This window comes from Pseudomonas sp. NPDC087614 (assembly GCF_044743485.1).
Classification (GTDB): domain Bacteria; phylum Pseudomonadota; class Gammaproteobacteria; order Pseudomonadales; family Pseudomonadaceae; genus Aquipseudomonas; species Aquipseudomonas baetica_A.
Genome location: NZ_JBIUWN010000037.1, coordinates 1 through 21,272, shown reverse-complemented (window position 1 = coordinate 21,272; position 21,272 = coordinate 1). Strand labels below are relative to the sequence as shown.

Sequence of the window (21,272 nt, the reverse complement as noted above, 5' to 3'; positions counted from 1 at the left end):
TGGAGCCGGCCCTTGAAAGCCCTCGACGAACTGACCTTCGACAATCGCTTCGCCCGCCTGGGCGATGCGTTCTCAGCCCACGTGCTGCCTGAGCCGATCGACAATCCGCGTCTGGTCGTCGCCAGTGCCGCGGCCATGGCATTGCTGGACCTCGACCCGGCAACGGCTGAAACCGAGGAATTCGCCCAATTGTTTGGCGGCCACAAACTGTGGGCCGACGCTGAACCTCGGGCGATGATCTATTCCGGGCATCAGTTCGGCGGCTATACGCCGCAACTGGGCGATGGGCGCGGTTTGCTGTTGGGCGAGGTCTGCAACGCGGCGGGCGAACACTGGGACCTGCACCTCAAGGGCGCCGGGCAGACGCCGTTTTCGCGCATGGGCGATGGCCGTGCGGTACTGCGTTCGTCGATCCGTGAGTTCCTCGCTTCCGAAGCGCTGTACGCATTGAACATTCCTTCGTCGCGGGCAGCCTGCGTGATCGGTTCCGACACGCCGGTCTGGCGCGAAAAGCAGGAGCGCGCGGCGATGGTGCTGCGTCTGGCGCCGAGCCACATCCGCTTTGGCCACTTCGAATATTTCTACTACACCAAGCGCCCCGAGCAGCAGAAGCAACTCGGCGAGCACGTACTGGCGATGCATTTCCCCGAATGCCTGGAACAACCGGAACCGTATCTGGCGATGTTCCGCGAAATCGTCGAGCGCAACGCCGAACTGATCGCCCAATGGCAGGCCTACGGCTTCTGCCACGGCGTGATGAACACCGACAACATGTCGATCCTTGGCATCACCTTCGACTTCGGCCCGTTCGCCTTCCTTGATGATTTCGACGCCAACTTCATCTGCAACCACTCCGACGATCAGGGCCGCTACTCGTTCAGCAATCAAGTGCCCGTCGGCCAGTGGAACCTCAGCGCACTGGCTCAGGCGCTGACGCCGTTCATCAGCGTCGAAGCCCTGCGCGAAACCCTGGGCCTGTACCTGCCGCTGTTTCAAGCGCATTACCTGGACCTGATGCGCCGTCGACTCGGTTTCACCACCGCTGAAGATGACGATCAATTGCTGCTGGAAAACCTGCTGCAACTGATGCAGAACAGCGGCGTCGATTACACGCTGTTCTTCCGCCATTTGGGTGAAACCTCACCGGAACAGGCCCTCGCCCGCTTGCGTGACGACTTCGTCGATATCAAGGGTTTCGATGCCTGGGGCGAGCGTTACGTGGCGCGGGTTGCCCGCGAAGGCACGCGTGATCAGGAACAGCGCCGGGCGCGGATGCACGCGGTGAATCCGCTGTACATCCTGCGCAATTATCTGGCGCAGAAAGCCATCGATGCGGCTGAGCAAGGGGATTACTCAGAGGTGCGCCGTTTGCATGCGGTGCTGAGCAAGCCGTTCGAGGAGCAGCCGGGGATGGAGAGTTATGCAGAGCGGCCGCCGGAGTGGGGCAAGCATTTGGAGATCAGTTGTTCTTCTTAAAGGGCTGGACTCCATCTTGATAAGCGATTCGTGCGTCTCCAGATAAGGCGTACGCATCGTAAACCTTCTCCGAGCCGAACATGACCAACCCACTCCTGATCCCCTGCCCCTCCTGCAACGGCCTTAACCGCATCCCCGCCGAGCGCCTCGCCGACCAGCCGAAGTGCGGCCGCTGCAAATCCGCGGTGCTGTTGAGCAAACCGTTCGAACTCAAGCAAGGCGACTACGCCAGCCAGATCAAGGGCGATCTGCCGTTGTTGGTGGATGTGTGGGCCGACTGGTGCGGGCCGTGCAAGTCGTTTGCGCCGGTGTTCGAGCAGGCGGCGGCGCAGTTGGCGGGCAAGTGCCGGCTGGCCAAGCTTGATAGCGAGGCGAATCAGCAGTTGTCGGCGCAGTTGGGGATTCGCTCGATTCCGAGTCTGATTCTGTTCAGGAACGGCCGGGAAGTGGCGCGTCAGAGTGGCGCGTTTGCGCTGCCGCAGTTGATGAGCTGGCTGCGCAGCCAAGGGATCTGACACACCCCAACACCCCATGTGGGAGCGGGTTTGCTCGCGAAGGCGTCGGATCCGTCAACTAAAGTATTGAATGTGACGGCCCTTTCGCGAGCAAGCTCGCCCGCACCAGGGACTAAGTGTGTCTCAGAACCTCAGGCGTCTTCGAGCAGGTTGTGCAGTTCAACAAATTGCTGGGTCAGCTTGTGTCGCGGATCGAGGTGGATCAGCGGTGTGCTGGCCTGATGCGACTCGCGCATGCGCACCGAACTGCTCAGATACACCGGCAGCACCGGCAATCCTTCTGCGATCAGTTCATCAAGCATCTGCTGCGGCAGACTCGCCCGGGCCTGGAACTGATTGACCACGATGCCCTCGACTTCCAGCCCTTCGTTGTGGTCTTCCTTCAACTCCTGGATTTCGGCGAGCAAGCCGTACAGGGCCTGACGCGAGAAGCTGTCGCAATCGAAGGGAATCAGTACGCGATCTGCGGCAATCAGCGCCGATACCGCATAAAAATTCAGCGCCGGCGGCGTATCGAGGTAGATCCGGTCGTAATCTTCCGACAGCTCATCGAGCAACTTACGCAGTTTGTTGATCTTGTGTTTGGCTTCGAGCTTGGGCTGCAAGTCCGCGAGTTCGGCGGTCGCGGTGATGATGTGCAGGTTGTCGAACGGCGTTTCGTAGATATCCGCCTGATTCTTTTTCGAGAAGGGCCCCGAGGACAGGGTCTGCTTGAAGAAATCGGCAATACCCATCGGGATGTCGTTGCCAGTGAGCCCCGTCAGATACTGAGTGGAGTTGGCCTGGGCATCGAGATCCACCAACAGCGTGCGATAACCCTCGCTGGCGCTGACCGCCGCCAGATTGCAGGCAATGCTGGATTTGCCTACACCACCTTTCTGATTGAACACCACGCGCCGCATGACAAAACCTCCGTGTATCAAAGAATGACCGAGTGTAGATGCGGGCGACCGTGCTTCGCTACCTTCACCGACACGGACTACAAGGTCATACATCAATATCCGGCGACAGGCAGCGTAAAAACCGCCATCAAACACCAACATGTCCGACAGACAGACTGCATTCAATGTGAATAATGGCCAAGTGACAGTTTTGTCGCGAACCACTCGGTACATTTCATTGCACAAAATGTAACCAACATTTGCTACACACTCCTTGCACCGGGATAATGCGCGCCACCCGGCGCCAAGCGCCACGCCACCTCCAGCGCAGTCGGTTCATCTGCGCCGCGGCTTTGGCGACTCAAAATGCGTCAACAGAAGCCCGCAGGGGCGGGATGAGCGTCCGTGATCAACTTCAACATCGCCCAATGGCGCGCATGGGCCCCGGGGCTCGACAGCGTGGACGCCTGGCAGGCCTGGAGCCGACAACCGGTCGAGCTCCAGAGCAGTGATGCCGCGCCCGATGTATCGTTCTTGCCGGCCATGCAGCGGCGCCGACTCAGTCGCCTCGCCCGAATGGCCTTCAGTGTTGGCTGGCCGCTGGCCGACGGACGGGAACACCTGCCACTGGTGTTCGTCTCCCGCCACGGCGAAACCCCGCGCACCTACGAAATTCTCAGTGATCTTGCCAAAGACGAACCGCTGTCACCGACCCAGTTCAGCCTGTCGGTGCACAACGCGATCATCGGCCTGTGGTCGATCATGCGCGGCGAAACCAGCGAAATGACGGCCCTCGCCGCTGCGGGCGACGGCCTCGAACACGGCATGCTTGAAGCCGCCGCTCTGCTGAACGAAGGCGCCCCGGCGGTGTTGCTGGTGATCACCGAAGAACAGCCGCCCGAAGCCTATTGGCAGTGGATCGACGATGTGCCGTTTCCGTACGCACTCGGTCTGTTGCTGACCCCCGGTACCGACTGGCGGCTGAGCCTGAACAGCACCTCGCAAGCACTGTCCAAAGCACAATGGCCCCACGCACTGAGTCTGTTGCGCACCCTGCTCGGCCAACAACCCCATTGCCAACATGCCTGGAAAAATCGTGTATGGACCTGGCAACGCAACCCATGACCGAGAAAAAACGTGACGCCTATTACTGGCGCCTGCTCGCCACCGCCGCCAGTTTCGCGCTGTTCGGGCTCGGTGGACTGTGCCTTCGCGTACTGGTGTTTCCGCTGCTCGCCTGCCTGCCCGGCGATGCCTTGGCCCACCGCCAGCGTGCGAGGCAGACCGTCAGTCGGCTGTTCTGGTTTTTCGTACGGTTCATGGCCCGCTCCGGCGTGCTGACCTACGACATTCAAGGCACCGAACGTTTGGGCCGACCCGGGCAAATGATCATCGCCAACCACCCGTCGCTGATCGACGTGGTATTTCTCATCGGCCTCGTGCGTCAAGCCAATTGCGTGGTGAAGAAAAGCCTGTGGGAAAACCCCTTCACCCGGGGTCCGCTGCGCAGCACCGAATACATCAGCAACGACGGCAGCATGGACATGCTCGATGCCGCCGCCGAGTCTCTGCAAAACGGCCAGACCCTGATCATTTTCCCCGAAGGCACGCGCACTCAACCGGGACAGGCACCCGCCTTTCATCGGGGCGCCGCAGCCATTGCCCTGCGGGGTGCGAAGATCCTAACGCCGGTGATCATCACCGTCAGCCCGACCACTTTGACCAAAGCCGAACCCTGGTATCGGATCCCCAGTCGCCGTGTGCACTTCAGTTTTCGTGTCGGCGCCGATATAGACCCACAGACATTCGCAGCGCAAGGGCCTGCACCGCAGGCCTCGCGCAAGCTCAACGATTATTTGCACTCTTACTTTATTAAGGAGCTCGCCCAAGATGAGCGATCTGCATCGGGACATTAAAGAGCTGATCATCGACGCCCTCGGCCTCGAAGACATCAGCGTTGAAGACATTGACGACGATCAGACACTGTTCGGCGAAGGCCTGGGCCTGGACTCCGTCGACGCACTGGAACTGGGTCTGGCGATCCAGAAAAAATACGGCATCAAGATCGATGCTGATGCCAAAGACACCCGTAACCATTTCTCCAACGTGGCGAGCCTTGCGGCATTCGTCACGGCAAAACAGGCAGCTTGAGACCGGACCATGCAAACTCGTGATGACATTTTCAACACCCTGCGCGATGCCCTGGTCGAGCTGTTCGAACTGGACCCGGCCCGTGTGAGCCTGGACTCCAACCTGTATCAGGATCTGGAAATCGACAGCATCGATGCGGTCGATCTGATCGATCACATCAAACGCCAGACCGGCAAGAAAATCGCCGCTGAAGAGTTCAAATCGGTGCGTACCGTGGGTGACGTGGTCGAGGCGGTCTACCGTCTGGTTCAACCGGCCGCATGAGCCGATTGATCGGCCTCGGCCTGTTACTGGCCGGCCTGCTGTACCCCTTTGCGGTGTATTTCGGCATGGAGCACTTCGCCCCGTGGCAGTTCGGACTGCTGCTGGGCAGCCTGTGGCTGGCGCGGGCACTGACCGGCGAGCGCAAGCCAGGCAGCCTGTGGATGGCCAGCGTGGCCATCGTGTTCTGCCTGCTGCTGGCGGTGTTCGACAGCCCAATGCTGCTGCGCTGGTACCCCGTGCTGATCAGCGGTTTCATGCTGGTGCTGTTCAGCCTGAGCCTGAAATTCGGCCCACCGATGGTCGAACGGCTGGCGCGGCTGCGTGAACCGCAGTTGCCCGCCAACGCGATTCGCTACACCCGCAAGGTCACCGTAGCGTGGAGCATCTTTTTCTTCTGCAACGGTTTGTGCGCCGCCCTCCTCACCCTGTGGGCGCCGCTGAATTGGTGGATGTTGTACACCGGCCTGATTTCCTACGGATTGATCGGCCTGATGTTTGCCATTGAATGGCTGATACGACAACGGGTAAGAGGCCGTACATGAACTGGATAAAACTTGAGCAGTTATTGCTCAAGGCGCTGCCGACGCGGGCGATCAGCCACGCACCTGCACTCGATCACGCGCAACTGTGCGAGCAAGCGCTACGCGTTGCCGCCGGCCTGCAGGCTCAGGGTGTGCGGCGCTTGGCCGTGCATCTGGAAGACGCCGCCGATCTGGCCATCGCCCTGTTAGGCGCCTGGCGCGCAGGTGTCCAAGTGTTGCTGCCCTCGGATCTGCAAGCGCAGACCCGTCAGCGCTGGTCAGATGAAGTCGACCTGTGGCTGACCGATCAAAGCGGTGACAGCCATTTAGGGGACTTCGATCAGCCGCCATTGCCCGGCGCGGAACTGGATCTGGATGAGTGCCGCTTGAGCCTGTGTACTTCCGGTTCCAGCGGCGAGCCCAAGCGCATCGACAAATCCCTGCGCCAACTGGCCAATGAAGTCCAGGCGCTGGAGCAGCTCTGGGGGGCAGATCTCGGTGAAGCCTGCATCATCGGCAGTGTCGCGACTCAGCACATCTACGGTTTGCTGTTCCGTGTGCTCTGGCCGCTGTGCGCCGGTCGAACGTTCGTGCGCAAGCAACTGGCCTTCTCCGAAGATTTGCAACGCGCCAGCCGCGAGCACTCGACCTTTGCCTGGGTCGCCAGCCCGGCGCTGCTCAAGCGCATGGGTGACAACCTCGACTGGCCGGCCCTGAGCGCAGTGCGCCGGGTATTTTCCTCCGGTGGCGCGCTGCCGGCAGAAGCTGCACAGAGCCTGCATCAACGCCTGCAACAGTGGCCGACGGAAATCCTCGGCAGCTCCGAAACCGGTGGCATCGCCTGGCGTCAGGGCGCAACGCTGTGGCAACCCTTCGCCGACGTCGAACTGACTCAGGACAACGACGGCGCACTGCTGATTGCCTCACCCTATCTGCCCGCCGGGCATGTCGAACACACCGCCGACGCTGCGCGCATCGGCGCCGATGGTCGTTTCGAACTGCTCGGGCGACTGGACCGGATCGTCAAACTGGAAGAAAAACGCATCTCGCTGCCAATGCTCGAGCACGCCCTGATCGCCCATGATTGGGTCGCGGAAGCGCGTCTGGGTGTGGTGCAGGAAAACCGTGCGTCGTTGGGCGCCTTGCTGGTGCTCAGCGAGTCGGGCCTGTTTGCCCTGCGTGAACATGGCCGCCGCAGCCTCACCGAAGCCCTGCGCAAGCACCTCAGCGAGCATTGCGAAGCCCTCGCGCTGCCGCGTCGCTGGCGTCTGCTGCGTCAATTACCGCTGAACAGCCAAGGCAAGCTGCCGCAGGCCGATGTCGAAGCGCTACTGCTGGCGCCCCGGCCGAAAGCCCCCGATGTGCTGGATCAACTCGAAACCGACGGTGAATGGAGCCTGCAACTCAGTGTTCCACCGGACCTGGCCTATTTCAGCGGCCACTTCCCCAAAGCCCCGGTGTTGCCGGGCGTGGTGCAAGTGGAATGGGCGCTGAACCTCGGCCGCCAACGGCTGAACCTGCCCGGTACGTTTGCCGGCATGGAAGTGTTGAAGTTTCAGCAACTGGTGCGCCCTGGCGATGAAATTCAACTGCACCTGCGCTTCGATCCCGAACGCAACAAGCTGTATTTCGCCTATCGCAACGACACCGCCACCTGTTCCAGCGGCCGGATCTTGCTGGAGACCGCTCATGCATAACCCTTGCGCTGTGATCCCGGTCTACAACCACGAAACCGCGATCACCACCGTGGTCGACGCCCTGCTCGCCCAAGGCCTGCCGTGCATTCTGGTGGACGACGCCAGCACGCAATCCTGCGCGCGCGTACTTGAGGGGCTGGCCGAACGCGACAACGTTTTTCTGGTGCGCCTGACCGCCAATCAGGGCAAGGGCGGCGCGGTGATGACCGGCCTGCGCGAAGCCGCAAGACTGGGTTTCAGCCATGCACTGCAGGTCGATGCCGACGGTCAGCATGACTTGCACGACGTCGCTCGTTTCGTCGAAGAATCCCGAGCGCATCCACACGCGATGATCTGCGGTTATCCGCTGTTCGATGAGAGCGTGCCCAAGGGCCGTTTGTATGCCCGCTACCTGACCCACGTGATGGTGTGGATCAACACGCTGTCGCTGCAGATCCGCGATTCGATGTGCGGTTTTCGGGTGTACCCGCTGGCCTCGACGCTGGCGTTGATCAACTCGGCGAAAGTCGGCAAACGCATGGATTTCGACTCGGACATTCTGGTACGCCTGTCGTGGCGCAATCAGCCGATGCGCTGGCTGCAAACCAGCGTGCATTACCCGTTGGATGGCGTCTCGCACTTCCGTCTGTTCCACGACAACGCACTGATTTCCAGCATGCACACCCGGTTGTTCTTCGGCATGTTGCTGCGCTTTCCACTGATCCTCTGGCGGCGGTGGCGCGCATGAATACCGAGACCGACAAAAAACACTGGGCCGACCGCGAGGAACGCGGCAGTTTCCTGTTGATGAAATTCACCGCGCTCGCCGCCAAAGTCCTTGGACGTCGGCTGCTGAGCCCATTGCTGTACGGCATCGTCCTGTACTTTTTCCTGTTTGGGCGAGTCGCGCGGCGCAGTTCCTGGCAATACCAGCAACGCCTGGCCGACTGGAGCCAGCGCGAAGACTTGCAGCCGAACCATTGGCGGGTGTTCGGCCAGTTCATGGCCTTCGCCGATTCGATGCTCGACAAGCTCGACGTGTGGAACGGCAAACTCAAAATCGAGCAGATCGAAATCATCGACCCGGCGCTGCTGCGCAATCAGTTGCGCGGCAGTCGCGGGCAACTGCTGGTCGGCGCGCACCTGGGCAATCTCGAAGTGTGCCGCGCACTGGCGGAGATCGGCGAAAAAGTCACCATGAATGTGCTGGTACACACCAAGCACGCCGAGCAGTTCAACCGTTTGCTCGGCGAGGCCGGGGCGACCAATCTGCGCCTGATTCAGGTCAGCGAACTCGACCCGGTGATCATGCTGCAACTGCACGAACGCCTGGAGCGCGGTGAGTGGCTGGCGATTGCCGGCGACCGCGTGCCTTTGCACGGTGGGCGCAGCGTGACCGTCGATTTCCTTGGCCACCCGGCGCCGTTCCCGCAAGGGCCATGGCTGCTGGCCGGTCTGCTCAAATGCCCGGTCAACCTGCTGATGTGCCTCAAACAACCCGACGGCCACTACCGCCTGACCCTCGAACCGTTCGCCGACGCCGTAGTGTGGAAGCGCAGCGAGCGCGAGCAGGTCATTCATCAGTGGGCGACCCGCTATGCGCAGCGCCTGAGTCACTATTGCCTCGAAGCGCCGCAACAATGGTTCAACTTTTACCCTTTCTGGAAGACCGATGACGACGCCAACCCATGAGCCGGTAACCTTCGGCGAACGCCCTTTGCGCATCGAAGACGTGCTGGCCCTGGCCAACCGTCAGGCGCCCGTGCAGTTGCAGAGCGACGCGGTTTACCGTGAACGCATCGCCAAAGGCGCACGGTTCCTCGATTCGCTGCTGGACAAGGAAGGCGTGATCTACGGCGTAACCACCGGTTACGGCGATTCCTGCGTGGTCGCGGTGCCGCTGCATCACGTCGAAGCGTTGCCGCGTCATCTCTACACCTTCCACGGTTGCGGCCTCGGCAAACTGCTCGACGCCCAGGCCACCCGCGCAGTGCTGGCGGCGCGTTTGCAGTCGCTGTGCCACGGTGTTTCCGGGGTGCGGATTGAACTGCTGGAGCGTCTGCACGCCTTCCTCGAATACGACATCCTGCCGCTGATCCCCGAAGAGGGTTCCGTCGGCGCCAGCGGCGACCTGACGCCGCTGTCCTACGTCGCGGCAACGCTGTCCGGCGAGCGCGAAGTGATGTTTCGTGGCGAGCGCCGTCAGGCTGCCGATGTGCATCGCGAACTCGGCTGGACGCCGCTGGTGTTGCGCCCCAAAGAAGCGCTGGCATTGATGAACGGCACCGCTGTGATGACAGGCCTCGCCTGCCTGGCCTACGCCCGCGCCGACTATCTGCTGCAACTGGCCACGCGCATCACCGCGCTCAACGTGGTGGCGCTGCAAGGCAATCCGGAACACTTCGACGAGCGTCTGTTCGCCGCCAAGCCGCATCCGGGGCAAATGCAGGTCGCCGCGTGGCTGCGCAAGGATCTGGCCATCGACGCGCCGACTGCGCCGCTGCATCGCTTGCAGGATCGCTATTCGCTGCGCTGCGCCCCGCACGTGCTCGGCGTACTGGCCGACAGCCTGAACTGGCTGCGTTCGTTCATCGAGACCGAACTCAACAGCGCCAACGACAACCCGATCATCGACGCCGAAGCCGAACGTGTCTTGCACGGTGGGCACTTCTACGGCGGGCACATTGCGTTCGCCATGGACAGCCTGAAAAACCTCGTGGCCAACGTGGCCGACCTGCTCGACCGTCAACTGGCGTTGCTGGTGGACGAGCGTTACAACCACGGTTTGCCGAGCAACCTGTCCGGCGCTCCGGCTGATCGGGCGATGCTCAACCATGGCTTCAAGGCTGTGCAGATCGGCACCAGCGCCTGGACCGCCGAAGCGTTGAAAAACACCATGCCGGCCAGCGTCTTCTCGCGCTCCACCGAGTGCCACAACCAGGACAAGGTGAGCATGGGCACCATCGCTGCCCGCGACGCGATCCGCGTGCTGGAACTGACCGAACAGGTTGCCGCCGCCACGCTGCTGGCCGCGAACCAAGGCGTGTGGCTGCGAGGTCAGGCCGCAGACGCTCGGCCACTGCCACCCGCACTGGCCGCGATGCACGAGGAACTTGCCCATGACTTCCCGCCGGTCATCGAAGACCGTGCACTGGAAGGCGAACTGCGCCTGTGCCTGCAACGCATCGCCGCGCAACACTGGAGGTTGCATGCGTAGTGCCGGAGTGCTTCACGCCGATACGGAAATCCTCGTACCGTTCTTTGACGTCGATACCCTGCACGTGGTCTGGCACGGCCATTACGTCAAATACCTCGAAGTGGCGCGTTGCGCGCTGCTGGACAAGATCGGCCACAACTACACACACATGGTCGAGTCCGGTTACGCCTGGCCGATCATCGACCTGCAACTGCGCTATGTGCGTGGCGCGGTGTTCGGCCAGAAGCTGAACGTGCGCGCCAGTCTGGTCGAGTGGGAAAACCGTCTGAAGATCAACTACCTGATCACCGACCTGCAAACCGGCGAACGCCTGACCCGCGCCAGCTCGGTGCAGGTCGCGGTCGAGGTCTGCAGTCGCGAGATGCAACTGGCCTCGCCGAAAGTCTTCACCGATGCCGTGGAAAGGATGCTGCGATGAACCTGTTTCTTAGAAGTCTCGGCGCGCTGGCGCTGCTGGCCGTGTCGACGTTGGCCAACGCCTTCGACCTGCAACAGCTCAGCGAACAACTGGCCAAACCGGACGTAATCCACGGCCAGTTCATTCAGGAAAAACACCTGCGCGCCCTGCCTCAGCCGCTGGTCAGCAAGGGCCGTTTCGTCCTCGCCAAAAACCTTGGCCTGCTCTGGCGACTGAAGACCCCGCTGCAGCAGGACTACCGCATCAGCGCCAAAGGCATTGCCCGGCGTGACGCCAGTGGCTGGCAATGGCTGCCGAACAAAAGCGCCGGGGCCGAACAGAACCGTTTGTTCCTCGCTGTATTGCAAGGTGATAGCAGCGGTCTGCAACGGGATTTCGAACTGGCCCTGAGCGGCGATGCGCAGAAGTGGACACTGACCCTGACCCCGCGCTCGTTATTGCTCAAGCAAGTGTTCAACCAGATCAACATCAACGGCGGCGCACTGGTGCAAACCATCGAACTGCTGGAAACCCAGGGCGACAGCACCGTACTGCGCATGCAGGACAGCACCGCCGACCAACCGCTGAGCGACGCGGAGCAACATGACTTTGCCGAGTGAACGCAAGCTGCCGTGGCTGTTTCTGATCCTGCTGCTGGCGGTGATTGCACTGGCCGGTTGGCAGTGGCGCGACGGTGCGCCGTTGTCGGCCAACCTGATGGAACTGGTGCCGGGCACAAACCCGGACGCCCTCCAATTGCGCGCCGAACAACGCATGCAGGAACCGCTCAACCGCGAAATGCTGGTGCTGGTCGGCCACACTGATCGTCAGAAGGCATTGGCCATGGCCCAGACCCTGGGCGAGCAGTGGCAAGCCAGCGGACTGTTTGAAACCGTGCAGTGGAACCTGCAAGCAGACCTGCCGGCCCTGCGCAAACAACTGCTGGACGGTCGGCTGGCGATGCTCTCGGCGGATGATCGGCAATTGCTGAGTGAACATCCCGACGCCTTCATCCAGCAACGGGTGCAGGCGCTGTACGACCCCTTTACCGGCTTCAGTCTGGTCCCCAGTCAGGATGACTGGCTGGGCCTGACCGGGCGCATCCAGAACAGCCAGCCCAAGCACGGCGCAGTGCAACTGGACATCGGCAGCGGTGCATTGGTCGCTGATGCCGACGGCAAGAACTGGGTCATGCTGCGCGCGCGCACCACCGGCAACGCCTTCGACATGAACCTGCCGCTGCAAGTCGCCGCCCTGCTGCAAAACAGCCGCGAGCAAGCGGCTGAATCAGGTGTGCAACTGCTGGCCGCCAGCGGTCTGCTGTACGCGGCCAATGGTCAACAGCAAGCCACTCGCGAGATGACCTGGGTCGGCGGCGGTGCCACCCTCGGTATTCTGTTGCTGCTATTGCTCGCCTTCCGCCGATGGCAGGTGTTGCTGGCATTTATGCCGGTGCTGGTCGGCATGTTGTTTGGTGCGGTGACGAGTGTGGCGCTGTTCGGCCACATGCATGTGATGACCCTGGTATTGGGCTCCAGCCTGATTGGCGTTGCGGTGGATTACCCGCTGCACTACCTGTCCAAGAGCTGGAGTTTCAAGCCCTGGCGCAGTTGGCCGGCCTTGCGTCTGACCCTGCCCGGGCTGACATTGAGCCTGATCACCAGCGTCATCGGTTATCTGGCACTGGCGTGGACGCCCTTCCCGGCGCTGACGCAAATTGCCGTGTTCTCCGCCGCCGGGTTACTCGGTGCCTACCTCTCGGCGGTGTGCCTGCTGCCGGCGCTGTTGCGCAATGTCGAACTGCGCCCGGCACAATGGCCACTGCATCTGGCCGAGCGTCTGGTAAATCTGCGAGAACGACTGCTTGAACACATCTGCACACCGGTGCTGTTGGCACTGCTGATCGCCTTCTGCATCGGCGGCCTGGTGCAACTGCAAAGCAAAAACGACATCCGCCAATGGGTCGGCACGCCACAACGCCTGACCGATGAAGCGCAGACCATTGCACGCATCACCGGCTATCAACCGACCAGCCAGTTCTTCCTGATTCGCGCCGCCAATCAGCAGCAATTGCTCGAACGTCAGGCCGCACTGAGCGGGCGCCTGCAACAACTGGTCAACCTCGACAAGCTGCAAGGGTATCTGGCGCTCGATCAACTGGTCAGCCCGCCAGGTCATCAGCAGACAGTGCGTGATGCGTTGAGCAAACTGTCGCAGCACTGGCAACCACTGCTCGACCTCGGCGTGCCCCTCGCCGCGCTGCAAAACGAGCTGCAACAGCTACAAAATCTACCCGCCAAGGACATCGACGCCGCGCTGGCCGGCCCGCTTGGCGAACCCTATCGCACGCTGTGGCTGGGCCCAACCGAGCACGGCGTTGCGGCAATGACCAGCCTGCAAGGCCTGAACAACCCGGCGCTGTTGCGGGTGCAGACGCAGGACCTGCCGGGCGTTGTTCTGGTGGATCGTCTCGGCAAGCTCAATGATGTTTTCGCCGCGACCCAGGTCAGCGCCGCCGAACTGAAACTCGCCTCCTGCGTGTTGATCGTGCTGGTGCTGATCGTGCCGTTCGGTTTAGGCGGCGCATTGCGCATCGTGGCCCTGCCATTGCTCGCGGCGCTGTGCAGCCTGGCCAGCCTTGGCTGGCTCGGCCAGCCGCTGACCCTGTTCAGTCTGTTCGGCTTGTTGCTGGTCACGGCCATCAGCGTCGATTACGCGATCCTCATGCGTGAGCAGGTTGGCGGCGCGGCGGTCAGCCTGCTCGGCACGTTGCTGGCCGCCGTGACGACGTGGCTGTCGTTCGGTCTGCTGGCGGTGTCGAGTACACCGGCGGTGAGCAACTTCGGTCTGTCAGTGAGCCTCGGACTGGCCTTCAGCTTCATTCTTGCCCCTTGGGCCGGGCGTCATGTCCACACGCCCCTGAATACCACCGCCATCGCGCCCGAGAGTTCACATGCCCATCATTGAAACGCAGCGTCGCCAGGTCGTCATTATCGGCGCTGGCCCCTCCGGCGCCATCGCCGCCGCGCTGCTCAAGCGCAAGGGCCACGATGTGCTGGTGATCGAGCGCCAGCACTTCCCACGCTTTTCCATCGGTGAAAGCCTGCTCAGTCATTGCCTGGATTTCGTCGAAGAGGCTGGCATGCTCGACGCCGTCAACGCCGCTGGCTTCCAGCGCAAGACCGGCGCGGCGTTTGCCTGGGGCGAGCGCTACAGCGCGTTCGATTTCAGCGACACCTTCACCGACGGCCAACCGACGACGTTCCAGGTGCAACGCGCCGATTTCGACAAACTGCTGGCCGACCAAGCGGCGCTGCAAGGTGCTGAAATCCGCTATGGCGATGCCATCGTCGGCGTCGATTTCGACCGGGCGAAACCGCAGCTCGATGTGCGCCGCGAAGACGGCAGTGAGTACCGCCTCGAGGCGGATTTCGTGCTCGACGCCAGTGGTTACGGGCGCGTGCTGTCACGTTTGCTCGATCTCGAAGCGCCGTCGAATTTCCCGGTGCGCCAAGCGGTGTTCACCCACGTCGAAGACCACATCGACCACCCGGCCTTCGACCGCGAAAAAATTCTCGTCACCACCCACCCGCAACATCGCGATATCTGGTTCTGGACGATCCCGTTCAGCCACGGCCGCTGCTCGGTGGGCGTGGTCGCCGCCGCAGAACATTTCGCCGGTCGCGATGCAGATCTCGATGCCTGCCTGCGCGGTTTCATCGCCGAAACGCCCAGCCTCGCCCGTGTGCTGAACAACGCGGTGTGGGACACCCCGGCGCGAACCCTCGGTGGTTATGCGGCCAACGTCAAAACCCTGCACGGGCCGGGCTTCGCGTTGCTCGGTAATGCCGCTGAGTTTCTCGACCCGGTGTTCTCTTCCGGCGTGACCATCGCCATGCGTTCGGCGAGCATGGCCGCCGCCGTGCTGCACCGTCAGTTGCAAGGCGAAACCGTCGATTGGCAGCGCGAGTTCGCCGAGCCGCTCAAACGCGGCGTCGACACCTTCCGCTGCTACGTCGAGGGCTGGTACGCCGGCACCTTTCAGGACGTGATTTTCTATGAAGACAGTCAGGCGGAGATTCGCCGGATGATCTGCTCGATCCTCGCCGGCTACGCCTGGGATGAGCGCAACCCGTTCGTCAGCGAAGCGCGCCGCCGGTTGAAGATGATTTCCGAACTTTGTGCAAAGGACGCCCCATGAGTTACCTGAGCGACAACTATGTCGAAGAAACCCGCTTCGGTTTCTGGTTCCTGCGCAGCCACACCTGGCAGCACCATGTGTTACGTGTAGCGATCAACGATCTACGCAGCCTGTTCAGCGAAACGCTGCCCGCGAACCCGGTGCTGCTGGACGCTGGCTGCGGCCAGGGCAAGTCGTTCCGCCACCTGAGCCAGACCTTCGCCCCGCAACGTTTGATCGGTATCGATGCCGATCCGCACAGCCTTCAATTGAGCGGTGAAGAAGCGGCGCGGCAGGGTTTGGACGTCGAGTTGATCGGCAGTGATTGCGCAACCCTCAACGTGCCGGATGCCAGCGTTGATCTGCTGTTCTGTCACCAGACGTTCCATCACCTGGTCGAACAGGAAAAAGCCCTGGCCGAGTTCTATCGCGTGCTCAAACCGGGTGGCTATCTGCTGTTCGCCGAGTCAACCGAGGCCTACATTGATACGTGGGTGATTCGTTGGCTGTTCCGCCATCCGATGCATGTGCAGAAGAGTGCAGCGCAGTATCTGCAGATGATTCGTGAACAAGGTTTCGAGTTTGGCGAGCGCAATGTTTCGTACCCGTATTTGTGGTGGAGCCGCTCGAAAGATTTTGGCTTGCTGGAACGGTTTGGATTGCGCAAGCCCAAGCCGTTTGGCCAGCGGGAGGAAACGTTGGTGAACGTTGTCGCCCGAAAACCATTAGCAGGGGCTTACTGATGCAACACCTGACCTGTGGGAGCGGGCTTGCTCGCGAAAGCGGTGGATCAGCTTGCATTGATGCCGGATGTGCCGACGCCTTCGCGAGCAAGCCCGCTCCCACAGGGGTTATGGTGTGGCTGGTATTGTTGGTAACGGCCCTGTTGAGTGGTTGCGCCAGCCAGGCGCCACTGCCGGCGGGCAACCCTGCTTTGCCACTGCCGCTGCAATTGCACATCGAGCAACTCCAGGGCGATCAGCGTCAGGACTGGCTCTTGGTGATCCAGCGCGAGGGCCCCGGCATTCGCTGGTCGATGATGGACCCGCTGGGCATTCCTCAGGCGCGCCAGCAATTGATCGACGGTCATTGGCAGCCCGATGGTCTGCTGCCGCCCAACCCGCAGGCCCGGGAGCTGTTCGCCGCGCTGTTGTTTGCCCTGACCCCGTCCGGCGAACTGCTACGCAATTACCCCGCCGCGCTGCAGCACGACGGGCAACGTTCCCTGGCGCCGCGCTGGAACATTCGTTATTCACAACCGTTGAGCTTCGATGTGAACCTGCCTCAAGGCCCGCACTATCGCGTGTCTCCACTCGGTGAACCGACGCCATGACTGCCTACCTGAATGCCCTCGGCGTGATCTGCGCCCTGGGTCGCGACAAGCAAGAAGTGGCCCGCAAGCTGTTTGCCGGCGATTGCTCGGGCATGTGCAGTGAATCCGGCTGGGTGCCCGAGCGTGTGTTGCCGGTAGCGGCGGTACACGGTGAACTGGCGCCGATTCCCGCAGCGCTTCATGACCAGAGCAGCCGCAACAATCAACTGTTGCTGGAAGCCGCGCTGCAGATCCGCGAAGACATCGATCAGGCGATCCAGACCTTTGGCCGCGAGCGCATCGGCGTGGTGCTCGGCACCAGCACCTCGGGCATCGACGAGGCCAGTCGTGGCCTGGCGCACTTCATTCGCGAGCAGCAGTTCCCGGTCGAGTATGACTATCGGCAACAGGAACTCGGCGCCCCGGCCAACTTCCTCGCCGACTGGCTGCAATTGAGCGGCCCGGCTTATGTGATTTCGACCGCCTGCACCTCCAGCGCCCGCGCCTTGATGAGCGCACAGCGCCTGCTTGATCTGGGCCTGTGCGACGCGGTGCTGTGCGGCGGTGTCGACAGCCTGTGCAAACTGACCCTCAACGGTTTCTCGTCGCTGGAAGCCATGTCCGACGAGCGCTGCAATCCGTTCTCGGCCAACCGCAACGGCATCAACATCGGTGAAGCAGCGGTGCTGTTCGTCATGAGCAAGCAACGGGGCGACGGCCCGGCCATCGCCTTGCTCGGGGCGGGTGCCAGCTCTGACGCGCATCACATTTCCGCCCCGGAACCGAGCGGCCGCGGTGCACTGCAAGCGATGCACAAAGCCTTGAGTCGCGCCCACCTGCAAGCCGCGCAGATCAACTATCTGAACCTGCACGGCACCGCGACCCAACACAACGACGCCATGGAAAGCCTGGCCGTCGCCACGCTGTTTCCCGACGGCGTGGCGTGCTCATCGACCAAACCGATGACCGGTCACACCCTTGGTGCGGCCGGTGCGCTGGAAGCTGCTTTCTGCTGGCTGAGCCTGAGCGCCGACAATCACCAGCACGCACTACCACCGCACGTCTGGGATGGCCAGGCCGATCCCGCGCTGCCGCCGCTCAAATGGGTGACTGCGAACGCACGCCTGACGTCCATTGCACCGCGCTACCTGATGAGCAACTCGTTTGCCTTCGGGGGCAACAACGTCAGCCTGATTATCGGAGACGCCCCATGACCGACTGGCCGCTCGCCGAATTACTGCCGCACGCCGGCGACATGATCCTGATCGACCAAATCATCAGCTTCGATGAAGAGCAGATTTACACCCGGCTCACGGTCAAACCTGACAGCCTGTTCAGCCTGCCCGACGGTAGCCTGCCCGCGTGGGTGGGCATCGAACTGATGGCGCAAAGCGTCGCTGCCTTCGCCGGTTGCCATGCACGATTGAAAGGCAATCCGGTGGAACTGGGCTTCCTGCTCGGCACGCGCAAGTTCGAGTGCAACGTCGCCGCGTTCGCCGCTGGCAGCGAGTTGACCGTTCACGGCATCCGCTCGCTGGAAGACGACAACGGCATGGGCGTGTTCGAATGCCATATCAACGCTGACGGCATCCACGCCAGCGCCCGGCTGAATGTATTCCGCCCACCTGCGGCGGCTGATTATCTTGAACAGAAAAAGGCGTCGAACGATGACTGAATCCGTACTGGTCACCGGCTCCAGCCGTGGCATCGGCCGCGCCATTGCGTTGCGCCTGGCGCAAGCCGGGCACGACATCGTCCTGCATTGCCGCAGCGGCGTTGCCGAGGCGCAAGCGGTACAGGCTGAAATCGAAGCGCTGGGCCGCCACGCGCGCATCCTGCAATTCGATGTAGCCGATCGCGAAGCCTGCAAAAGCATTCTTGAAGCCGACGTCGAAACCCATGGCGCGTATTACGGCGTCGTGCTCAACGCCGGCCTGACTCGCGACGGCGCTTTCCCCGCGCTGAGCGACGACGATTGGGACGTGGTACTGCGCACCAACCTCGACGGTTTCTATAACGTCCTGCACCCGGTGATGATGCCGATGATCCGCCGCCGAGCCGCTGGTCGCATTGTTTGCATCACTTCGGTGTCGGGATTGATCGGCAACCGTGGCCAGGTCAACTACAGCGCCTCCAAGGCTGGCGTGATCGGTGCGGCGAAAGCGTTGGCGATTGAACTGGGCAAGCGCAAAATCACCGTTAACTGCGTCGCGCCGGGCCTGATCGACACGGCGATGCTCGACGAAAACGTGCCGGTGGAAGAACTGATGAAAATGATCCCCGCGCAACGCATGGGCACCCCTGAAGAGGTGGCCGGTGCGGTGAATTTCCTGATGTCGGCGGAAGCCTCGTACATCACCCGCCAGGTCCTGGCGGTCAACGGAGGCTTGTGCTGATGAAGCGCGTTGTCGTCACCGGCATGGCCGGCATCACCTCGCTGGGCAGCGACTGGGAAACCATCTCGGGCAACTTCGCGGCCAACCGCAGCGGTATTCGGCGGATGGACGAGTGGGATCGCTTCAGCGAACTCAACACGCGTCTGGCCGGGCCTATCGATGATTTTGTCGTCCCTGCACATTGGACGCGCAAACAACTGCGCAGCATGGGCCGGGTGTCGCGACTCGCCGTCGGCGCGGCGGAACAAGCCCTGGCCGACGCCGGCCTGCTCGGTGACGCATCGATCAAGGACGGGCGTATGGGCGTGGCCTGCGGGTCGTCCACCGGCAGCACCGACGAGATCAAGGCGTTCGGCAACATGCTCCTCAACTCGGTGGCCGAGGGCCTCAACGCCAACTCCTACGTGCGCATGATGCCGCACACCACCGCCGCCAATATCAGCATCTTCTTCGGCCTCACCGGGCGCCTGATCCCGACATCCAGCGCCTGCACCAGCGGCAGTCAGGGCATCGGTTATGCCTACGAGGCGATCAAGTTCGGCCGCTTGCCGTTGATGCTCGCCGGCGGTGCCGAAGAACTCTGCCCGACCGAAGCCATGGTCTTCGACGCGCTCTACGCCACCAGCCTGAAAAACGATGCGCCACAAACCAGCCCTCGCCCCTACGACAAGGGCCGCGACGGTCTGGTGATCGGCGAAGGCGGCGGCATGCTGGTGCTCGAAGAGCTGGAACACGCCCTCGCTCGCGGCGCGCATATCCATGCCGAAATCGTCGGTTTCGGCAGCAACGCCGACGGCCAGCACACCACACGCCCGGAACAAACCACCATGCGCCGTGCCATGGAATTGGCGCTGGAAGACGCCGGCCTGACGCCGCAGGCCATCGGTTATGTAAATGGCCACGGCACCGCTACAGAACAGGGCGACATTGCCGAAACACTGGCGACCAGCAGTTTGTTCGGTGAACGCATGCCGATCAGCTCGCAGAAGAGTTTCCTCGGCCACACGCTCGGGGCCTGCGGGGCCCTGGAGTCGTGGTTCAGCATCGAGATGATGAATCGCGATCTGTACGTGCACACGTTCAACCTCGACGAGGTCGATCCGCACTGCGGCAAACTCGATTACCTGCGCGGCGAATTCCGCCCGATGCATCACGACTACGTGATGAACAACAATTTCGCTTTTGGTGGCGTCAACACCTCGTTGATTTTCCGCCGCTGGCACTGACCGCAACACGTTTGGAGTGAAGGGAATGACTCAGTTTCACCGCATCGCCGCTCTGTTGGCACTGGCTTTTGTGCTCGGCGGTTGCACCAGCAAACCGGTTTACAACGCCAAGGAAGAGTTCTCGCCCAACCTCGGTTTCACCCAGCAACAGATGAGCCGCGCCATCGTCACTGCGCTGAACGACCGCCAGTGGGTCGTGCAATCGGTGCGTCCGGGCATGATCAAAGCGGCGATCACCGTACGCGGTCGTCATCACGCCGAAGTCGACATTCCGTTCACCCCGACTTCGTTCGAAATCGACTACCGCAGCAGCTACGGCCTCGATGCCAAGGACGGCAAGATCCACGGCAACTACAACCGCTGGGTCAACCGCCTGCGCGACAACGTGCTCAAAGAGCTGTCGATCAACCCGGACATCGAAGCCGTCAACAACCTCGGCATCATCAAACAAGGCGCTGACGAGCCGACTTACCTGAGCTTCCGTGAAGGCGTCAAACGCGCCACCGACGCCGGCCTGCTCGACGGCAGCGTGAAGTTCTACCTGGCTGGCGAAACGCTGCCCAAGCAAGTGCGCAAACTCGACACCGTGAGCAGCAGCCGCAAGACCAACGGCTCGAACAAGTCCGACGAAGACGCCTGCTTCTGGGCCCTGCAATCGGCGCTGGCGACCCTGCAGAACGCCGCGAAAAAAGCTGACGCCAACGCCGTGATCAACATCGCCAGCGTCGACCAGCGCGACCTGTACAAAGACACCGAAAAATTCCAGTGCCGTGCCGGGCTGGTGGTGTCGAGCGTGGCGTTGCGCGGAGATTTGGCGCACGTGGATTGATGGGATTGCAGAAACGACAAAGGGCGCCAATTCAGACTGTGTGAAAACCTAGCAATCTGTGCGGCACTCAAAGAAAATGCTCCGTATCGAAAGATACGGAGCATTTTTCGTTATGGCCTACATCCAAGGAGAGTCCCGCAGCCAGACCAGCGTGTTCCCGGCCTCGCTGGAGGAACTGATCCCCGAGGATCACCTCGTTCGTGTGATCGACCTCTACGTCGCCAAGCTGGA

The 21,272-nt window shown here is 61.9% G+C and carries 23 protein-coding genes; 22 read left to right on the top strand and 1 reads right to left on the bottom strand.

The window, feature by feature from the left end; translation table 11 throughout:
- Window positions 1-12: 12 nt before the first annotated feature.
- Together selO and trxC are read left to right on the top strand one after the other, a co-directional pair.
- Window positions 13-1,476: a protein adenylyltransferase SelO gene (gene selO, locus ACIOWA_RS15460; protein ID WP_339465376.1), complete on the top strand. Its 1,464-nt coding sequence runs from the start codon at window positions 13-15 to the stop codon at window positions 1,474-1,476.
- Window positions 1,477-1,556: 80 nt separating this feature from the next.
- Window positions 1,557-1,991, top strand: coding sequence for a thioredoxin TrxC (trxC, locus tag ACIOWA_RS15455; protein ID WP_339465377.1), 435 nt, complete (start codon window positions 1,557-1,559; stop codon window positions 1,989-1,991).
- A 131-nt stretch (window positions 1,992-2,122) separates the two neighbouring features.
- On the opposite strand, the gene ACIOWA_RS15450 is transcribed toward trxC, so the two are convergent.
- Window positions 2,123-2,893 (bottom strand): ParA family protein, encoded by a 771-nt coding sequence (locus ACIOWA_RS15450; protein WP_339432243.1) that lies wholly within the window; start codon window positions 2,891-2,893, stop codon window positions 2,123-2,125.
- A 384-nt stretch (window positions 2,894-3,277) separates the two neighbouring features.
- Here ACIOWA_RS15450 and ACIOWA_RS15445 point away from each other — a divergent pair, with 384 nt between their 5' ends.
- The 20 genes from ACIOWA_RS15445 to ACIOWA_RS15350 are packed head-to-tail and all read left to right on the top strand — an operon-like array spanning window position 3,278 to window position 21,041.
- On the top strand, window positions 3,278-3,997 hold the full coding sequence (locus tag ACIOWA_RS15445) for a beta-ketoacyl synthase chain length factor (protein WP_401160564.1): 720 nt from the start codon (window positions 3,278-3,280) through the stop codon (window positions 3,995-3,997).
- Window positions 3,973-4,788, top strand: a complete 816-nt coding sequence (locus ACIOWA_RS15440; RefSeq protein ID WP_401160562.1) for a lysophospholipid acyltransferase family protein — start codon at window positions 3,973-3,975, stop codon at window positions 4,786-4,788. Before ACIOWA_RS15445 ends, ACIOWA_RS15440 begins: the two co-directional genes overlap by 25 nt.
- Window positions 4,763-5,023 carry a phosphopantetheine-binding protein gene (locus tag ACIOWA_RS15435; protein ID WP_339432240.1) on the top strand — a complete coding sequence of 87 codons (261 nt, stop codon included), beginning with the start codon at window positions 4,763-4,765 and terminating at the stop codon, window positions 5,021-5,023. Before ACIOWA_RS15440 ends, ACIOWA_RS15435 begins: the two co-directional genes overlap by 26 nt.
- Before the next feature lie 9 nt (window positions 5,024-5,032).
- Window positions 5,033-5,287, top strand: a complete 255-nt coding sequence (locus ACIOWA_RS15430) for an acyl carrier protein (RefSeq protein ID WP_064388843.1) — start codon at window positions 5,033-5,035, stop codon at window positions 5,285-5,287.
- The gene (locus ACIOWA_RS15425; protein WP_339432239.1) at window positions 5,284-5,829 is read left to right on the top strand and encodes a hypothetical protein; all 546 of its coding nucleotides are present in this window, start codon (window positions 5,284-5,286) and stop codon (window positions 5,827-5,829) included. Before ACIOWA_RS15430 ends, ACIOWA_RS15425 begins: the two co-directional genes overlap by 4 nt.
- Window positions 5,826-7,505, top strand: a complete 1,680-nt coding sequence (locus tag ACIOWA_RS15420) for an AMP-binding protein (protein WP_401160559.1) — start codon at window positions 5,826-5,828, stop codon at window positions 7,503-7,505. The genes ACIOWA_RS15425 and ACIOWA_RS15420 overlap by 4 nt, the downstream gene beginning before the upstream one ends.
- Window positions 7,498-8,232 (top strand): glycosyltransferase family 2 protein, encoded by a 735-nt coding sequence (locus ACIOWA_RS15415; protein WP_339432237.1) that lies wholly within the window; start codon window positions 7,498-7,500, stop codon window positions 8,230-8,232. The genes ACIOWA_RS15420 and ACIOWA_RS15415 overlap by 8 nt, the downstream gene beginning before the upstream one ends.
- A complete protein-coding gene (locus ACIOWA_RS15410) occupies window positions 8,229-9,176 on the top strand; it encodes a glycosyl transferase (protein ID WP_401160557.1) in 948 nt (315 codons plus the stop codon). Before ACIOWA_RS15415 ends, ACIOWA_RS15410 begins: the two co-directional genes overlap by 4 nt.
- Window positions 9,157-10,701, top strand: a complete 1,545-nt coding sequence (locus ACIOWA_RS15405) for an aromatic amino acid ammonia-lyase (protein ID WP_339432235.1) — start codon at window positions 9,157-9,159, stop codon at window positions 10,699-10,701. Before ACIOWA_RS15410 ends, ACIOWA_RS15405 begins: the two co-directional genes overlap by 20 nt.
- Window positions 10,694-11,119 (top strand): acyl-CoA thioesterase, encoded by a 426-nt coding sequence (locus ACIOWA_RS15400; RefSeq protein ID WP_339432234.1) that lies wholly within the window; start codon window positions 10,694-10,696, stop codon window positions 11,117-11,119. Before ACIOWA_RS15405 ends, ACIOWA_RS15400 begins: the two co-directional genes overlap by 8 nt.
- Complete coding sequence (locus tag ACIOWA_RS15395; protein ID WP_221731285.1) at window positions 11,116-11,718, top strand: outer membrane lipoprotein carrier protein LolA; 603 nt, start codon at window positions 11,116-11,118, stop codon at window positions 11,716-11,718. Before ACIOWA_RS15400 ends, ACIOWA_RS15395 begins: the two co-directional genes overlap by 4 nt.
- A complete protein-coding gene (locus ACIOWA_RS15390) occupies window positions 11,702-14,065 on the top strand; it encodes an MMPL family transporter (RefSeq protein WP_401160555.1) in 2,364 nt (787 codons plus the stop codon). Before ACIOWA_RS15395 ends, ACIOWA_RS15390 begins: the two co-directional genes overlap by 17 nt.
- Window positions 14,052-15,299, top strand: a complete 1,248-nt coding sequence (locus ACIOWA_RS15385) for an NAD(P)/FAD-dependent oxidoreductase (RefSeq protein WP_401160553.1) — start codon at window positions 14,052-14,054, stop codon at window positions 15,297-15,299. Before ACIOWA_RS15390 ends, ACIOWA_RS15385 begins: the two co-directional genes overlap by 14 nt.
- Window positions 15,296-16,021, top strand: coding sequence for a class I SAM-dependent methyltransferase (locus ACIOWA_RS15380; RefSeq protein ID WP_401160551.1), 726 nt, complete (start codon window positions 15,296-15,298; stop codon window positions 16,019-16,021). The genes ACIOWA_RS15385 and ACIOWA_RS15380 overlap by 4 nt, the downstream gene beginning before the upstream one ends.
- Complete coding sequence (locus ACIOWA_RS15375) at window positions 16,021-16,611, top strand: hypothetical protein (protein ID WP_339432229.1); 591 nt, start codon at window positions 16,021-16,023, stop codon at window positions 16,609-16,611. The genes ACIOWA_RS15380 and ACIOWA_RS15375 overlap by 1 nt, the downstream gene beginning before the upstream one ends.
- Window positions 16,608-17,804, top strand: coding sequence for a beta-ketoacyl-[acyl-carrier-protein] synthase family protein (locus ACIOWA_RS15370; RefSeq protein ID WP_339538307.1), 1,197 nt, complete (start codon window positions 16,608-16,610; stop codon window positions 17,802-17,804). The genes ACIOWA_RS15375 and ACIOWA_RS15370 overlap by 4 nt, the downstream gene beginning before the upstream one ends.
- The gene (locus tag ACIOWA_RS15365; protein ID WP_339432227.1) at window positions 17,801-18,265 is read left to right on the top strand and encodes a hotdog family protein; all 465 of its coding nucleotides are present in this window, start codon (window positions 17,801-17,803) and stop codon (window positions 18,263-18,265) included. The genes ACIOWA_RS15370 and ACIOWA_RS15365 overlap by 4 nt, the downstream gene beginning before the upstream one ends.
- Entirely contained in the window at window positions 18,258-18,986 is a 729-nt protein-coding gene (fabG, locus tag ACIOWA_RS15360; protein WP_221731292.1) for a 3-oxoacyl-ACP reductase FabG, read from the top strand. Before ACIOWA_RS15365 ends, fabG begins: the two co-directional genes overlap by 8 nt.
- Window positions 18,986-20,212: a beta-ketoacyl-ACP synthase gene (locus tag ACIOWA_RS15355; protein WP_401160548.1), complete on the top strand. Its 1,227-nt coding sequence runs from the start codon at window positions 18,986-18,988 to the stop codon at window positions 20,210-20,212. Before fabG ends, ACIOWA_RS15355 begins: the two co-directional genes overlap by 1 nt.
- A gap of 25 nt (window positions 20,213-20,237) precedes the next feature.
- Window positions 20,238-21,041, top strand: a complete 804-nt coding sequence (locus tag ACIOWA_RS15350; RefSeq protein WP_038360091.1) for a hypothetical protein — start codon at window positions 20,238-20,240, stop codon at window positions 21,039-21,041.
- Window positions 21,042-21,272: the final 231 nt, after the last annotated feature.

Bases quoted from the DNA above. Each gene is read 5' to 3' on its own strand.
- trxC (WP_339465377.1), top strand. From the start codon at position 1,557: ATGACCAACCCACTCCTGATCCCCTGCCCCTCCTGCAACGGCCTTAAC.
- ACIOWA_RS15450 (WP_339432243.1), bottom strand. From the start codon at position 2,893: ATGCGGCGCGTGGTGTTCAATCAGAAAGGTGGTGTAGGCAAATCCAGC.
- ACIOWA_RS15440 (WP_401160562.1), top strand. From the start codon at position 3,973: ATGGACCTGGCAACGCAACCCATGACCGAGAAAAAACGTGACGCCTAT.
- ACIOWA_RS15435 (WP_339432240.1), top strand. From the start codon at position 4,763: ATGAGCGATCTGCATCGGGACATTAAAGAGCTGATCATCGACGCCCTC.
- ACIOWA_RS15430 (WP_064388843.1), top strand. From the start codon at position 5,033: ATGCAAACTCGTGATGACATTTTCAACACCCTGCGCGATGCCCTGGTC.
- ACIOWA_RS15425 (WP_339432239.1), top strand. From the start codon at position 5,284: ATGAGCCGATTGATCGGCCTCGGCCTGTTACTGGCCGGCCTGCTGTAC.
- ACIOWA_RS15420 (WP_401160559.1), top strand. From the start codon at position 5,826: ATGAACTGGATAAAACTTGAGCAGTTATTGCTCAAGGCGCTGCCGACG.
- ACIOWA_RS15415 (WP_339432237.1), top strand. From the start codon at position 7,498: ATGCATAACCCTTGCGCTGTGATCCCGGTCTACAACCACGAAACCGCG.
- ACIOWA_RS15410 (WP_401160557.1), top strand. From the start codon at position 8,229: ATGAATACCGAGACCGACAAAAAACACTGGGCCGACCGCGAGGAACGC.
- ACIOWA_RS15405 (WP_339432235.1), top strand. From the start codon at position 9,157: ATGACGACGCCAACCCATGAGCCGGTAACCTTCGGCGAACGCCCTTTG.
- ACIOWA_RS15400 (WP_339432234.1), top strand. From the start codon at position 10,694: ATGCGTAGTGCCGGAGTGCTTCACGCCGATACGGAAATCCTCGTACCG.
- ACIOWA_RS15395 (WP_221731285.1), top strand. From the start codon at position 11,116: ATGAACCTGTTTCTTAGAAGTCTCGGCGCGCTGGCGCTGCTGGCCGTG.
- ACIOWA_RS15390 (WP_401160555.1), top strand. From the start codon at position 11,702: ATGACTTTGCCGAGTGAACGCAAGCTGCCGTGGCTGTTTCTGATCCTG.
- ACIOWA_RS15385 (WP_401160553.1), top strand. From the start codon at position 14,052: ATGCCCATCATTGAAACGCAGCGTCGCCAGGTCGTCATTATCGGCGCT.
- ACIOWA_RS15380 (WP_401160551.1), top strand. From the start codon at position 15,296: ATGAGTTACCTGAGCGACAACTATGTCGAAGAAACCCGCTTCGGTTTC.
- ACIOWA_RS15375 (WP_339432229.1), top strand. From the start codon at position 16,021: ATGCAACACCTGACCTGTGGGAGCGGGCTTGCTCGCGAAAGCGGTGGA.
- ACIOWA_RS15370 (WP_339538307.1), top strand. From the start codon at position 16,608: ATGACTGCCTACCTGAATGCCCTCGGCGTGATCTGCGCCCTGGGTCGC.
- ACIOWA_RS15365 (WP_339432227.1), top strand. From the start codon at position 17,801: ATGACCGACTGGCCGCTCGCCGAATTACTGCCGCACGCCGGCGACATG.
- fabG (WP_221731292.1), top strand. From the start codon at position 18,258: ATGACTGAATCCGTACTGGTCACCGGCTCCAGCCGTGGCATCGGCCGC.
- ACIOWA_RS15355 (WP_401160548.1), top strand. From the start codon at position 18,986: ATGAAGCGCGTTGTCGTCACCGGCATGGCCGGCATCACCTCGCTGGGC.
- ACIOWA_RS15350 (WP_038360091.1), top strand. From the start codon at position 20,238: ATGACTCAGTTTCACCGCATCGCCGCTCTGTTGGCACTGGCTTTTGTG.